Consider the following 14,689-nt stretch of genomic DNA (forward strand, 5'->3'; position numbering starts at 1 on the left):
AAAGTCGTCGCCCTTTCTTCACTGGCATGGGGAATTTGCAAGGTGTTTATTGGTTTTGACTATGGTACGGCGAACTGTTCAGTGGCCGTCATGCGCGGTGATTCACCGCAGTTATTAACGCTCGAAAACGGCAGTTCGCTGCTGCCTTCGATGCTCTGCGCCCCCACGCGCGAATCGGTCAGCGAGTGGCTGTATCGTCAACATGACGTGCCCGCCACCGGGGATGAAACCGAAGCGCTGTTACGTCGGGCGATCCGCTATAACCGCGAAGAAGATATCGAGGTGCTGCCCGGAAGCGTGCAGTTTGGTCTCGCGTCACTCAAACAGTACATCGACGACCCTGAAGAAGTGTACTTCGTCAAATCGCCGAAGTCGTTTTTGGGTGCCAGCGGGCTGAAGCCGCAGCAGGTGGCGCTGTTTGAAGACCTGGTGTGCGCCATGATGCTGCACATCAAGCAGCAGGCACAAACCCAACTGACCGACACCATCACCCAGGCGGTGATTGGCCGTCCGATTAACTTCCAGGGCCTCGGCGGCGATGACGCCAACGAACAGGCCCAGGGCATTCTGGAGCGTGCAGCACAGCGCGCCGGTTTCGCCGACGTGGTGTTCCAGTATGAACCGGTGGCGGCGGGGCTGGATTTCGAAGCCACGCTGAGCGCCGAAAAGCGCGTCCTGGTGGTGGATATCGGCGGCGGGACTACCGACTGCTCATTACTGCTGATGGGCCCGCAATGGCGTGCGCGTCGTGACCGTGAGAGCAGCCTGCTCGGGCACAGTGGCTGTCGCGTGGGCGGGAACGATCTGGATATTGCCCTGGCGTTCAAATGCCTGATGCCGCTGTTGGGCATGGGCGGCGAAACCGAAAAAGGCATCGCCCTGCCGGTGCTGCCGTGGTGGAACGCCGTCGCCATCAACGATGTTCCGGCGCAAACCGATTTTTACAGCACCGCCAACGGCAGAATGCTGCGTGACCTGGTGCGCGATGCCCGCGATTCGGACAAAGTCGGCCTGCTGCTGAAAACCTGGCAGCAGCGTCTGAGCTACCGCCTGGTGCGCAGCGCCGAAGAGAGCAAAATCGCGCTGTCCGATAAAGCGGATATCACCACCGCCCTGCCGTTCTTAAGCCCGACGCTGGCGGCGGACATCAATCAACTGGGGCTGGAAACCGCGCTTAATCAGCCGTTAACCCGCATTCTTGAGCAGGTCCAGCTGGCGCTGGATAACGGTCGTGAAAAGCCGGACGTTATCTACCTGACAGGCGGTAGCGCCCGCTCGCCGCTGATCAAAAAAGCGCTGGCCCAGCAGCTACCGGGTATTGAGATTGCCGGTGGCGATGACTTTGGTTCGGTTACCGCCGGTCTGGCCCGCTGGGCTCAGGTCATTTTTGCCTAAGTTGCGAACGGGCTCGAAAAAGCGAGCATTGACTTAGCTGCTTTTTCGACCTACCGTAAGGGTGAAGGGCGAGGGAGGATTTCTCCCCCCTCTGGTCTCTTAGTACGCTGGTAGGCTAATCACTAAGAGAATGACCAGTATGATGACTAACTTCATCATATCCCTTTCCCAATACAAAGCCCCTGCTTCGGCAGGGGCTTTCCCGTTATAGCCCCATGCTAACGTCCTTATCAGCCGCAATTAAACTCAAATGTGGCCGCCGGTGACTGTATCCTGCTCACCACTTTCCCTGCATAACTTTGCGTCAACCCTGCGAGCAGCCTCGTAAAACCCCACTCATTCAGACGTTTCCAGACAGTCTTTCATATTTCCTCCATTATTCCGGAGGCTTGTGTAACTAAACTAGTATCATTCCTTGAAAGGTTTCAGGACGAGATACGGATAACGATGAAAGGCAGCAATAAATCGCGTTGGTTAGTCGCGCTGGGTGTGGTGGTGATTGCAGTTGTCGCCGGATACTACTGGCACAACAGTGGTGCATCTGATGCAGGTGCATCTTCCACTACCTCACAGGGCCAGAAAGCCGCTGGCGGTCGCCGTGGCGGGCGGATGGGCGCCGCGTTAGCCCCTGTTCAGGCGGCGACCGCCACCAGCGAAGCTGTGCCGCGCTATCTGACCGGTCTCGGGACTGTCACCGCAGCGAATACCGTCACGGTCCGCAGCCGGGTGAACGGTCAGCTGCTGGCGCTGCACTTCCAGGAAGGTCAGCAGGTGAAAGCCGGTGATTTACTGGCCGAAATTGATCCGAGCCAGTTCAAAGTCGCCCTTGCTCAGGCCCAGGGCCAGCTCGCCAAAGATAACGCCACCCTGGCCAACGCCCGTCGCGACTTAGCTCGTTATCAGCAGTTGGTGAAAACCAACCTCGTCTCCCGCCAGGAACTCGACACCCAACAGTCGTTGGTCACAGAAAGCTCAGGCACCGTTAAGGCCGATGAAGCCGCGGTTGCCAGCGCCCAATTACAGCTGGACTGGACGCGCATCACTGCCCCTATCGACGGGCGCGTGGGCCTCAAGCAGGTAGATATCGGCAACCAGATCTCCACCAGCGACACCACTGGGATCGTGGTGCTGACCCAAACCCATCCGATTGACCTGATTTTCGCCCTGCCGGAAAACGACATTGCCACCGTGGTTAAGGCACAGAAGGCAGGTCAAAGTCTGACGGTCGAAGCATGGGATCGCACCAATAAGCAGAAGCTGAGTACCGGGTCGCTGTTGAGTCTGGACAACCAGATTGATACCACCACTGGCACCATTAAGCTGAAAGCGCGTTTTAACAATATGGACGACGCCCTGTTCCCGAACCAGTTCGTCAACGCGCGTCTGTTGGTCGATACCGAGCAGAACGCCGTCGTTATCCCGACCGCTGCGCTGCAAATGGGTAACGAAGGTAACTTCGTATGGGTGCTGAACGATGAAAATAAAGTTAGCAAACACCTTGTGGTGCCGGGCATTCAGGACAGCCAGAAAGTGGTTATCAGCTCCGGTCTTTCCGCTGGCGACAAAGTGGTCACCGACGGCATTGATCGCCTGACCGAAGGGGCCAAAGTCGAAGTGGTCGAGGCGCACAGTGCCAGCAGTACTGGGAAATCACCGGCTGAGCAAAACAGCAAAACAGGAGCCCGTTCCTGATGCACGTTTTACCTCCTGGCAACACGGGCGGGCCTTCCCGCCAGTTTATTCTGCGCCCGGTCGCCACCACCCTGATGATGGTGGCTATCCTGCTGGCGGGGATTATCGGCTACCGTTTTCTCCCGGTCTCCGCGCTGCCTGAAGTCGATTATCCGACCATTCAGGTGGTCACGCTGTACCCCGGTGCCAGCCCGGATGTGGTCACTTCCGCCATTACCGCGCCGCTTGAGCGCCAGTTCGGGCAGATGTCCGGCCTGAAACAAATGTCTTCTCAGAGCGCGGGCGGCGCGTCGGTGGTTACGCTGCAGTTCCAGCTTGAGCTGTCGCTGGACGTCGCCGAGCAGGAAGTGCAGGCCGCGATCAACGCCGCCACCAACCTGCTGCCGAGCGATCTGCCGAACCCGCCGGTCTACAGCAAGGTGAACCCGGCCGATCCGCCGATCATGACCCTGTCCGTCACCTCCTCTGCCCTGCCGATGACCCAGGTCGAAGATATGGTCGAAACGCGAGTGGCGCAGAAAATTTCCCAGGTGTCCGGGGTTGGCCTGGTGACGCTGGCGGGCGGTCAACGTCCGGCCGTGCGCGTGAAGCTTAACGCCCAGGCGATTGCTGCCCTGGGGCTGACCAGCGAAACGGTGCGCACCGCCATTACCAACGCTAACGTCAACTCGGCGAAAGGCAGCCTTGATGGCCCGACCCGCGCGGTGACGCTCTCCGCCAACGACCAGATGGAGTCCGCCGAAGAGTATCGCAAGCTCATCATCGCCTATCAGAACGGGGCGCCGGTGCGTCTCGGCGATGTAGCGACCATTGAGCAAGGTGCGGAAAATGCCTGGCTTGGCGCGTGGGCCAATAAGCAGCAGGCGATTGTGATGAACGTCCAGCGTCAGCCCGGGGCCAATATTATTGCCACCGCCGACAGCATTCGCCAGATGCTGCCGCAGCTCACCAGCAGCCTGCCGAAATCGGTGCAGGTAAAAGTCCTGTCTGATCGTACCAATAACATTCGCGCCTCGGTGAACGACACCCAGTTCGAGCTGATGCTGGCTATCGCGCTGGTGGTGATGATCATCTACCTGTTCCTGCGTAACGTCCCGGCCACCATTATTCCTGCCGTGGCGGTGCCGCTATCACTGGTCGGCACCTTCGCGGTAATGGTGTTTCTCGATTTCTCAATCAACAACCTGACGCTGATGGCGCTCACCATCGCCACCGGGTTCGTGGTCGATGATGCGATCGTGGTTATCGAGAATATCTCGCGCTATATCGAAAAAGGCGAAAAGCCGATGGCGGCGGCGCTGAAGGGCGCAGGCGAAATCGGTTTTACCATTATCTCCCTGACCTTCTCGCTGATTGCGGTGCTGATCCCGCTGCTGTTCATGGGCGATATCGTCGGACGCCTGTTCCGCGAATTTGCGGTAACGCTGGCGGTGGCGATCCTTATTTCAGCGGTGGTGTCGCTGACGCTGACGCCGATGATGTGCGCCCGGATGCTGAGCCACGAATCGCTGCGCAAGCAGAACCGTTTTTCCCGCGCCAGCGAACGCTTTTTTGACCGGGTGATTGCCGCCTATGGCCGGATGCTGACCAAAGTGCTCAACCATCCGTGGTTAACCCTCGGGGTGGCACTCAGCACGCTGGCGCTGTCGATTTTGCTGTGGGTGTTTATCCCGAAGGGCTTCTTCCCGATTCAGGATAACGGCATTATTCAGGGCACGTTGCAGGCCCCGCAGTCCGCGTCGTTTGCCAGCATGGCCCAGCGTCAGGCGCAGGTCTCTGACCTCATTATGAAAGACCCGGCGGTCGAGAGTCTGACCGCGTTCGTCGGCGTGGATGGCACCAACCCGTCGCTGAACAGTGCCCGTCTGCAAATTAACCTCAAACCGCTGGCCGACCGTGATGACCGGGTGCAGAAGGTGATCCGCCGCCTGCAACACTCTATTGCCACGGTGCCGGGCATAGAACTCTATTTGCAGCCGACGCAGGATTTAACCATCGACACCACCGTCAGCCGCACCCAGTATCAGTTCAGCCTACAGGCCAACTCGCTGGATGCGCTCAGCGAATGGGTGCCGCCACTGCTGGCTAAACTGCATACCCTGCCGCAGCTCGAAGACGTCAGCAGCGACTGGCAGGACAAAGGTCTGGCGGCGTATGTGAACGTCGACCGCGACAGCGCCAGCCGTTTAGGCATCAGCATGGCAGACGTTGATAACGCGCTGTATAACGCCTTCGGCCAGCGTCTGATTTCCACCATTTACACCCAGGCGAACCAGTATCGCGTGGTGCTGGAGCACGACATCAGCGACACGCCGGGGCTGTCGGCGCTGGATAACATCCGCCTCACCAGCAGCAGCGGCGGGATTGTGCCCCTGAATACCATCGCCAAAGTGGAAGAGCGTTTCGCGCCGTTGTCGATAAACCATCTCGACCAGTTCCCGGTGACCACCATCTCCTTTAACGTGGCGCAGGATTCGTCGCTGGGCGATGCGGTGCAGGCCATTACCGATGCGGAGAAAACCCTGAATCTGCCGGTCGATATTCGCACCCAATTCCAGGGCAGTTCGCTGGCGTTCCAGGCCGCACTCGGGAGCACCGTCTGGCTGGTCGTCGCCGCAGTGGTGGCGATGTACATCGTGCTCGGCATTTTGTACGAGAGTTTTATTCACCCCATCACCATTCTCTCAACGCTGCCCACCGCGGGTGTCGGCGCGCTGCTGGCGCTGTGGGTGTCGGGCAGCGAGCTGGACGTGATCGCCATCATCGGGATAATTCTGCTGATCGGCATCGTGAAGAAGAACGCGATCATGATGATCGACTTTGCCCTGGCCGCCGAACGCGAACAGGGGATGCCGCCGCGCGAAGCCATTTACCAGGCCTGTCTGCTGCGTTTCCGGCCGATCCTGATGACGACCCTCGCCGCCCTGCTCGGTGCGCTGCCGTTGATGCTCAGTACCGGTGTAGGTGCGGAGCTGCGCCGTCCGCTGGGGATCGGTATGGTCGGTGGGCTGCTGGTCAGCCAGGTGTTGACCCTGTTCACCACCCCGGTGATTTACCTGCTGTTTGACCGCCTGTCGCTGTACCTCAAACGCCGACTGCCTGCGCGTGAAGAGGAGGCGTAAGTGAAGTTTTACGCCCTGTTTATCTCCCGCCCAGTGGCAACGATATTGATTTCGCTCGCCATCACGCTGTGCGGCGTGCTTGGCTTCCGGCTGCTGCCGGTGGCCCCGCTGCCGCAGGTTGATTATCCGGTGATTATGATCAGCGCCTCTCTGCCGGGCGCCGCCCCGGAAACGATGGCATCATCGGTGGCGACCCCGCTTGAGCGCTCGCTCGGACGCATCGCCGGGGTCAACGAAATGACCTCGATGAGTTCGCTGGGCAGCACGCGCATCATTTTGCAGTTTGATTTTGACCGTGATATCAACGGCGCGGCGCGCGACGTACAGGCGGCGATCAATGCCGCCCAAAGTCTGCTCCCGACCGGGATGCCGAGCCGCCCGACCTATCGCAAAGCGAACCCGTCGGATGCGCCAATCATGATCCTGACGCTGACGTCGGACACCTGGTCACAGGGGAAATTATACGATCTCGCCTCGACCCAGCTGGCGCAGAGCATTGCGCAGATTGACGGCGTCGGCGATGTGGATATTGGCGGCAGCTCCCTGCCCGCAGTGCGGGTGGATCTCAACCCGCAGGCGCTGTTTAATCAGGGCGTGTCGCTGGATGCGGTACGCTCCGCTATCGATAACGCCAACGTGCGCAAGCCGCAGGGGGCTATTGATGCCCAGGGCAAACGCTGGCAGCTCGCCACCAACGATGAGCTGAAAACGGCGGAGGCTTACAAACCGGTGATCGTGCATTACAGCAACGGTTCGGCGGTGCGCCTGAGTGACGTGGCGAACGTGTCAGACTCGGTGCAGGACGTGCGCAACGCCGGGATGACCAACGCCAAACCGGCCATTTTGCTGATGATCCGCAAGCTGCCGGAAGCCAACATCATCCAGACCGTGGATGCCATTCGCGCCCAGTTGCCGGAGCTGAAAGAGACCATCCCGGCGGCTATTGATATGCAAATCGCCCAGGACCGCTCGCCAACCATTCGCGCCTCGCTTGAAGAAGTGGAGCAGACGCTGGTGATTTCCGTGGGGCTGGTCATCCTGGTGGTATTCCTGTTCCTGCGCTCGGGCCGGGCGACGATTATTCCGGCCGTCGCCGTGCCGGTGTCACTGATTGGCACCTTTGCCGCCATGTATCTGTGCGGATTCAGCCTCAACAACCTGTCGCTGATGGCGCTGACCATTGCCACCGGGTTCGTGGTGGATGACGCCATCGTGGTGCTGGAAAACATTTCCCGACATCTGGAAGCGGGGATGAAACCGCTCCAGGCCGCGTTACAGGGGAGCCGTGAAGTGGGCTTCACCGTGCTGTCGATGAGCCTGTCGCTGGTGGCAGTATTCCTGCCATTGCTGCTGATGGGCGGCCTGCCGGGACGACTGCTGCGCGAATTTGCAGTCACGCTGTCGGTGGCAATCGGCATTTCGCTGGCGGTGTCGCTGACCCTCACCCCGATGATGTGCGGCTGGATGCTGAAATCCTCACCTCGCCATCAGCCGACCCGCGAGCGTGGCTTTGGCCGACTGTTGGTTGGGATGCAGCGCGGCTATGGCAAGTCGCTGAAATGGGTGCTGAATCATGCGCGCTTAGTCGGCGTGGTGCTGCTGGCCACCATCGCCCTCAACGTCTGGCTGTATATCTCTATCCCTAAAACCTTCTTCCCCGAGCAAGACACCGGGGTGGTGATGGGCAATATTCAGGCCGATCAGAGCATCTCGTTCCAGGCGATGCGTGGCAAGCTACAGGACTTCATGAAAATCATTCGTGAAGATCAAGCCGTGGATAACGTCACCGGCTTTACCGGCGGCTCGCGGGTTAACAGCGGGATGATGTTTATCACCCTCAAACCGCGCGACGAGCGGCATGAAACGGCGCAGCAGGTGATCGACCGCCTGCGTAAAAAGCTCGCTAAAGAACCGGGCGCTAACCTCTTTTTGATGGCGGTGCAGGATATCCGCGTCGGGGGTCGTCAGGCTAACGCCGGTTACCAGTACACGCTGCTGTCGGATAACCTCGCCGATCTGCGGGAGTGGACGCCGAAAATTACCACCGCGCTGGCGAAACTGCCCGAACTGGCGGACGTGAACTCCGATCAGCAGGACAGCGGTGCAGAGATGGATTTGGTCTACGATCGCGAAACCATGTCTCGGCTCGGAATCAGCGTGCAGGACGCCAACGGCCTGCTGAATAACGCCTTCGGCCAGCGGCAGATTTCCACCATTTATCAGCCGTTGAACCAGTACAAAGTGGTCATGCAGGTCGACCCGGTGTACACCCAGGACATCAGCGCCCTCGATCAGATGTTCGTGATTAACAGCGAGGGAAAAGCGATTCCGCTCTCCTACTTCGCCAAATGGCAGCCTGCCAATGCGCCGCTGTCGGTCAACCATCAGGGACTGTCGGCGGCCTCTACGATTTCCTTTAATCTGCCGACCGGAAAATCGCTGTCGGAAGCCAGCGAGGTTATCGACCGCACCATGACCCAGCTCGGGGTGCCGCAAACCATTCGCGGCAGCTTTGCAGGAACGGCGCAGGTGTTCCAGCAGACCATGAACTCGCAGGTGATCCTGATCCTGGCGGCGATCGCCACGGTCTATATCGTGCTCGGCATCCTGTATGAGAGCTACGTTCACCCGCTGACCATTCTGTCGACGCTGCCTTCCGCCGGGGTCGGCGCGTTGCTGGCGCTGGAGCTGTTCGGCGCGCCGTTCAGCCTGATCGCCTTAATCGGTATCATGCTGTTGATTGGTATCGTGAAGAAGAACGCGATCATGATGGTCGACTTTGCCCTTGAGGCGCAGCGCAACGGCAACATTACGCCGGAAGAGGCCATCTTCCAGGCCTGCCTGCTGCGTTTCCGCCCGATTATGATGACCACCCTGGCGGCGCTGTTTGGCGCGCTGCCGCTGGTGCTGTCCGGCGGTGACGGCTCGGAACTGCGCCAGCCGTTGGGGATAACCATTGTCGGCGGGCTGGTGGTCAGCCAGCTCTTAACGCTGTACACCACCCCGGTGGTGTATCTGTTCTTCGACCGTCTGCGGCTGCGTTTTGCCCGTAAATCTTGTAAACCCGTAACAGAGTAACTATGGAAGAACTGCCCGCCAGCGTGCGCTGGCAACTGTGGATTGTGGCGTTCGGCTTCTTTATGCAGGCGCTGGATACCACCATCGTCAACACCGCCCTGCCCTCGATGGCGAAAAGCCTCGGGGTCAGCCCTCTGCACATGCACATGGTGGTGGTTTCCTATGTGCTGACGGTGGCAGTGATGCTGCCTGCCAGCGGCTGGCTGGCGGATCGCGTGGGCGTGCGCAATATCTTCTTCACCGCCATAGTGCTGTTCACCGCCGGGTCGGTGTTTTGCGCCTCAGCCAACACCCTCAATGAACTGGTGATGGCCCGCGTGTTGCAGGGCGTCGGCGGGGCAATGATGGTGCCGGTCGGCAGGCTGACGGTGATGAAAATCGTGCCGCGCAATCTGTACATGGCGGCGATGACCTTCGTCACCATTCCCGGCCAGGTCGGCCCCCTGGTTGGCCCGGCGCTGGGCGGTGTTCTGGTGGAGTACGCCTCCTGGCACTGGATTTTCCTGATTAACATTCCGGTCGGGATTGTCGGGGCGATTGCCACCCTGTGGCTGATGCCGAATTACACCCTGCAAACCCGACGCTTTGACGCCTCCGGCTTCATTCTGCTGGCGTTGGGGATGGCGACGCTGACCCTGGCGCTGGACGGGCAACGCGGCTTAGGCATTTCGTCGCTGATGCTGGCGGGGCTGGTCACCGTCGGCGTGCTGGCGCTGCTGTTTTATCTCTGGCACGCCCGCCAGAACGACAACGCGCTGTTCAGCCTCAACTTGTTTAAAAACCGCACCTTTTCACTCGGCCTGTCGGGCAGTTTTGCCGGGCGTATCGGCAGCGGCATGTTGCCGTTTATGACCCCGGTATTTTTGCAGATCGGCCTCGGCTTTTCGCCGTTCCACGCCGGGCTGATGATGATCCCAATGGTGCTTGGCAGCATGGGCATGAAACGCATTGTGGTGCAGGTGGTAAATCGCTTTGGCTATCGCAAGGTGCTTACCTGCGCCACCCTTGGGCTGGCGGTGATTAGCCTGTTGTTTATGGTCGTGGCATTGATGGGCTGGTACTGGCTGCTGCCGCTGGTGCTGTTCGCGCAGGGGATGATCAACTCCAGCCGCTTCTCGTCGATGAACACCCTGACCCTGAAAGACCTGCCGGACGATCTCGCCAGCAGCGGGAACAGTATGCTATCGATGGTGATGCAGCTGTCGATGAGTATCGGCGTCACGGTGGCGGGCCTGCTGCTGGGGATGTACGGCCAGCATCACATCAGCGTCGACAGCGCAGTTTCCCATCAGGTCTTTATGTACACCTACCTCAGCATGGCAGTTATCATCGCGCTTCCGGCGCTGATTTTTGCCCGCGTGCCTGACGATACCAACCAAAACATGATTATCGCACGACGAAAAAGGAGCAAGCCGTGAAAGTCTGGCGCCCCGGTATTACCGCGAAGCTGTTTCTTGCCATTCTCGCCACCTGTATCGTGCTGCTGATCAGCATGCACTGGGCGGTGCGCCTGAGCTTTGAGCATGGCTTTATCGACTACATTAAACGCGGCAACGAGCAGCGCCTGCAGTTGCTCAGCGACGCGCTGGCGGAGCAGTACGCCACCCATGACAATAACTGGCGTTTCCTGCGCGGCAACGATCGGTTTGTCTTTCAGATCCTGCGTTCGTTAGAACACGATGGGCCGGACGACAAGCACGGCCCCGATGGCCGACGCGGGCCGTCAGAGATGCCCCCGCACGGTTGGCGCACGCAGTTCTGGGTGGTCGATCAGAATGCCAAAGTGATGGTCGGCCCACGTTCGCCGGTTCCGCCGGACGGCACCCGCCGCGGGATTGTGGTTAACGGCGTGGAGGTCGGGGCGGTCATCGCCTCCCCTGTCGAGCGTCTGACCCGCAATACCGATATCAATTTTGACCGCCAACAGCGGCGCACCAGTTGGCTGATTGTCGCCCTGTCGACGTTACTGGCAGCCCTGGCAACCTTCCCACTGGCGCGCGGCCTGTTGGCCCCGGTTAAACGGCTGGTGGAAGGCACACACCGGCTGGCGGCGGGCGATTTCTCCACCCGCGTGACCGCCACTGGCACCGATGAGTTAGGCCGTCTGGGGCAGGATTTCAACCAGCTGGCGAGCACGCTGGAGCGTAATCAGCAAATGCGCCGCGACTTTATGGCCGATATTTCCCACGAGCTGCGAACCCCGCTGGCGGTGCTGCGCGGTGAGCTGGAAGCCATTCAGGACGGGGTGCGCAAATTCACCCCGGAATCGGTGGCATCGTTGCAGGCGGAGGTCGGCACCCTGACCAAACTGGTGGACGATCTCCATCAGCTGTCAATGTCTGACGAAGGCGCGCTGGCTTATCAGAAGGCGTCGCTGGATATCGTTTCGCTGCTGGAAATGGCGGCAGGTGCCTTCCGCGAACGCTTTGCCAGCCGCGGGTTGCATATCAGCCTGAAGCTACCGGAAAGCGCCACCGTGTTTGGCGACAGAGACCGGCTGATGCAGTTGTTCAACAACCTGCTGGAAAACAGCCTCCGCTACACCGACAGCGGCGGTCAGCTGCACATCTCCGCAGAAAAAACCGCCCATCAGTTGACCCTGACCTTTGCCGACAGCGGCCCCGGCGTAAGCGACGAACAGCTGAAAATGCTGTGTGAGCGTTTCTACCGCGCCGAAGGCTCGCGCAACCGCGCCAGCGGCGGCTCAGGATTAGGCCTGGCGATTTGCGTCAACATCGTGGCCGCGCACGGCGGCACGCTGAGCGCCGGGCATTCGCCTTTTGGTGGGGTAAGCATTAAAGTAGAGCTACCTCTGGACCGCGATTTAACGGGAACCGTATGACCGAATTACCGATTGATGATAAAACCCCGCGCATCCTGATTGTCGAGGACGAGCCCAAACTGGGGCAGCTGCTGATTGATTACCTGCTGGCGGCCAACTACGCCCCGACGCTGATTAATCATGGCGACAAGGTGTTGAGCTATGTACACCAGACCCCGCCGGACCTGATCCTGCTGGATTTGATGCTGCCGGGCACCGACGGCCTGACGCTGTGCCGCGAAATCCGCCGCTTCTCCGAAGTGCCGATTGTGATGGTCACGGCCAAAATTGAAGAGATCGACCGCCTGCTGGGGCTGGAAATCGGCGCCGACGACTATATCTGCAAACCGTACAGCCCGCGGGAAGTGGTGGCGCGGGTCAAAACCATTCTGCGCCGCTGTCGTCCGCAGCGTGAACTGCAGGCGCTGGATTCACAAAGCCCGCTGATCGTCGATGAAAGCCGCTTCCAGGCCTCCTGGCGCAATAAGCTGCTGGACTTAACGCCCGCCGAATTTCGTCTGCTGAAAACGCTGTCGCAGGAGCCGGGCAAAGTGTTCTCTCGCGAACAGTTGCTCAACCACCTGTACGATGATTACCGCGTCGTCACCGACCGCACCATCGACAGCCACATCAAAAACCTGCGTCGTAAACTGGAAGCGCAGGACGAGGAGCAGTCATTCATTCGCGCGGTGTATGGCGTGGGCTACCGTTGGGAAGCAGACGCCTGCCGCCTCGCCTGACTGGCCGCCCGGTAGCGCTTTGCCTGCCGGGCAACCACCCCCGCCCTTTACCTGACTGCCCCACAGCGCTACAATTCCCGCCCTTAATGTAGGGGAACCTCCCCGATCGCTTCCCACGAAGCGAGTCTGACCTGTCATCAGAACGAGAAAATCATGTTTAAACCGGAACTCCTTTCCCCGGCGGGAACGCTGAAAAATATGCGTTACGCTTTCGCCTATGGTGCCGATGCTGTCTATGCCGGCCAGCCGCGTTACTCTCTGCGCGTGCGCAATAACGAATTCAACCACGAGAATTTGCAGCTCGGCATCAACGAAGCCCATGCGCTCGGCAAAAAATTCTACGTGGTCGTGAACATTGCGCCGCACAACGCCAAGCTGAAAACCTTCATTCGCGATTTGCAGCCGGTGGTGGATATGGGGCCGGATGCGCTGATCATGTCTGACCCGGGCCTGATTATGCTGGTGCGTGAGCACTTCCCGAAGATGGACATTCACCTGTCGGTACAGGCCAACGCCGTGAACTGGGCAACGGTGAAGTTCTGGCAGCAGATGGGCCTGACCCGCGTGATCCTCTCCCGCGAACTGTCGCTGGAAGAAATCGAAGAGATCCGCACCCAGGTTCCGGAAATGGAACTTGAGATTTTCGTTCACGGTGCGCTGTGCATGGCCTACTCCGGCCGCTGCCTGCTGTCGGGCTATATCAACAAGCGTGACCCGAACCAGGGCACCTGCACCAACGCCTGCCGCTGGGAATATAACGTTCAGGAAGGCAAAGAGGACGAGATCGGCAACATCGTGCATAAACACGAGCCGATCCCGGTGAAAAACGTGGAGCCGACGCTCGGCGAAGGCCAGCCGACCGACAGCGTATTTATGCTGGAAGAAGCGCAGCGTCCGGGCGAATACATGACCGCGTTCGAAGACGAGCACGGCACCTACATCATGAACTCCAAAGACCTGCGTGCCGTCGCACACGTGGAACGTCTGACGCAGATGGGCGTACATTCGCTGAAAATCGAAGGCCGCACCAAATCCTATTACTACTGCGCCCGCACCGCACAGGTGTACCGCAAAGCAATCGATGATGCCGCCGCCGGTAAACCGTTCGATACCACACTGCTGGAAACCCTCGAAGGCCTGGCCCATCGCGGCTATACCGAAGGCTTCCTGCGCCGTCACACCCATGACAGCTATCAGAACTACGAATACGGTTTCTCGGTCTCCGAGCGCCAGCAATTTGTTGGGGATTTCACCGGCGAGCGCAAAGGCAATCTCGCGGCCGTCGCGGTCAAAAACAAGTTCCTCAAAGGTGACAATCTGGAGCTGATGACCCCGCAGGGCAACGTCAATTTCACCCTTGAGCACATGGAAAACAGCAAAGGCCAGCCGACCGATGTCGCGCCGGGTGACGGTCACACCGTATGGATCCCGGTGCCGGAAGAGATTGAGCTGGATTATGCCCTGCTGATGCGTAATTTCGACGGACAGAACACCCGTCATCCGATGCTGAAGTAGTTCAGAAAGGTTATTTTTTCCGGTCGGAAGATTCTTAGAATCGGATCACATACCGCTTCGCTTAATGCGGGTATTATCCGAGGCGCTGAAAAACATAACCCATAAATGCTAGCTGTACCAGGAACCACCTCCTTAGCCTGCGTAATCTCCCTTACGCGGGCTTATTTTTTTGTTCAGCGTGTGGGCATCGTAATGCGACAGAGTTTTACTCCTGTGCTTGTGGTGTGTTGTAGGGTGTGTGTAGTGGTCAACAAAAACTGGCCACCACTTTAGAGTTTTTCCAGTATCGATTTTCCGATTCGTTGGGGGATAATCCGCCGTTATAT

Annotated in this window: 10 protein-coding genes; 8 read left to right on the plus strand and 2 right to left on the minus strand. The window is 59.2% G+C overall.

What is annotated here, in order from left to right; translation table 11 throughout:
• The first annotated feature begins 42 nt into the window (after window positions 1–42).
• Window positions 43–1,395 (plus strand): molecular chaperone, encoded by a 1,353-nt coding sequence (gene yegD, locus ACG0Z5_RS21870; RefSeq protein WP_394451143.1) that lies wholly within the window; start codon window positions 43–45, stop codon window positions 1,393–1,395.
• 99 nt (window positions 1,396–1,494) lie between these two features.
• On the opposite strand, the gene ACG0Z5_RS21875 is transcribed toward yegD, so the two are convergent.
• Window positions 1,495–1,554: a type I toxin-antitoxin system Ibs family toxin gene (locus tag ACG0Z5_RS21875; protein WP_108418456.1), complete on the minus strand. Its 60-nt coding sequence runs from the start codon at window positions 1,552–1,554 to the stop codon at window positions 1,495–1,497.
• Window positions 1,555–1,842: 288 nt separating this feature from the next.
• Between ACG0Z5_RS21875 and ACG0Z5_RS21880 the strand changes: the two genes are divergently transcribed.
• From ACG0Z5_RS21880 to yegQ, 7 genes are all read left to right on the plus strand, one after another.
• Window positions 1,843–3,087: an MdtA/MuxA family multidrug efflux RND transporter periplasmic adaptor subunit gene (locus ACG0Z5_RS21880; RefSeq protein ID WP_394451145.1), complete on the plus strand. Its 1,245-nt coding sequence runs from the start codon at window positions 1,843–1,845 to the stop codon at window positions 3,085–3,087.
• On the plus strand, window positions 3,087–6,209 hold the full coding sequence (locus ACG0Z5_RS21885) for an MdtB/MuxB family multidrug efflux RND transporter permease subunit (protein WP_394451147.1): 3,123 nt from the start codon (window positions 3,087–3,089) through the stop codon (window positions 6,207–6,209). Before ACG0Z5_RS21880 ends, ACG0Z5_RS21885 begins: the two co-directional genes overlap by 1 nt.
• On the plus strand, window positions 6,210–9,287 hold the full coding sequence (gene mdtC / locus ACG0Z5_RS21890) for a multidrug efflux RND transporter permease subunit MdtC (protein WP_394451149.1): 3,078 nt from the start codon (window positions 6,210–6,212) through the stop codon (window positions 9,285–9,287).
• Window positions 9,288–9,289: 2 nt separating this feature from the next.
• Window positions 9,290–10,705: an MFS transporter gene (locus ACG0Z5_RS21895; protein ID WP_394451151.1), complete on the plus strand. Its 1,416-nt coding sequence runs from the start codon at window positions 9,290–9,292 to the stop codon at window positions 10,703–10,705.
• Entirely contained in the window at window positions 10,702–12,129 is a 1,428-nt protein-coding gene (baeS, locus tag ACG0Z5_RS21900; RefSeq protein ID WP_394451153.1) for a two-component system sensor histidine kinase BaeS, read from the plus strand. The genes ACG0Z5_RS21895 and baeS overlap by 4 nt, the downstream gene beginning before the upstream one ends.
• A complete protein-coding gene (baeR, locus tag ACG0Z5_RS21905) occupies window positions 12,126–12,848 on the plus strand; it encodes a two-component system response regulator BaeR (protein ID WP_394451155.1) in 723 nt (240 codons plus the stop codon). Before baeS ends, baeR begins: the two co-directional genes overlap by 4 nt.
• A 153-nt stretch (window positions 12,849–13,001) precedes the next feature.
• Window positions 13,002–14,363 carry a tRNA 5-hydroxyuridine modification protein YegQ gene (gene yegQ / locus ACG0Z5_RS21910; RefSeq protein ID WP_394451157.1) on the plus strand — a complete coding sequence of 454 codons (1,362 nt, stop codon included), beginning with the start codon at window positions 13,002–13,004 and terminating at the stop codon, window positions 14,361–14,363.
• A 132-nt stretch (window positions 14,364–14,495) separates the two neighbouring features.
• Here yegQ and ACG0Z5_RS21915 read toward each other — a convergent pair.
• On the minus strand, window positions 14,496–14,689 hold a 194-nt coding region (locus tag ACG0Z5_RS21915), incomplete at its 5' end, for a hypothetical protein (protein ID WP_394451159.1).

It is taken from the genome of Scandinavium sp. M-37 (genome assembly GCF_043558715.1).
In the GTDB taxonomy this organism is placed as follows: Bacteria; Pseudomonadota; Gammaproteobacteria; order Enterobacterales; family Enterobacteriaceae; genus Scandinavium; species Scandinavium vulneris_A.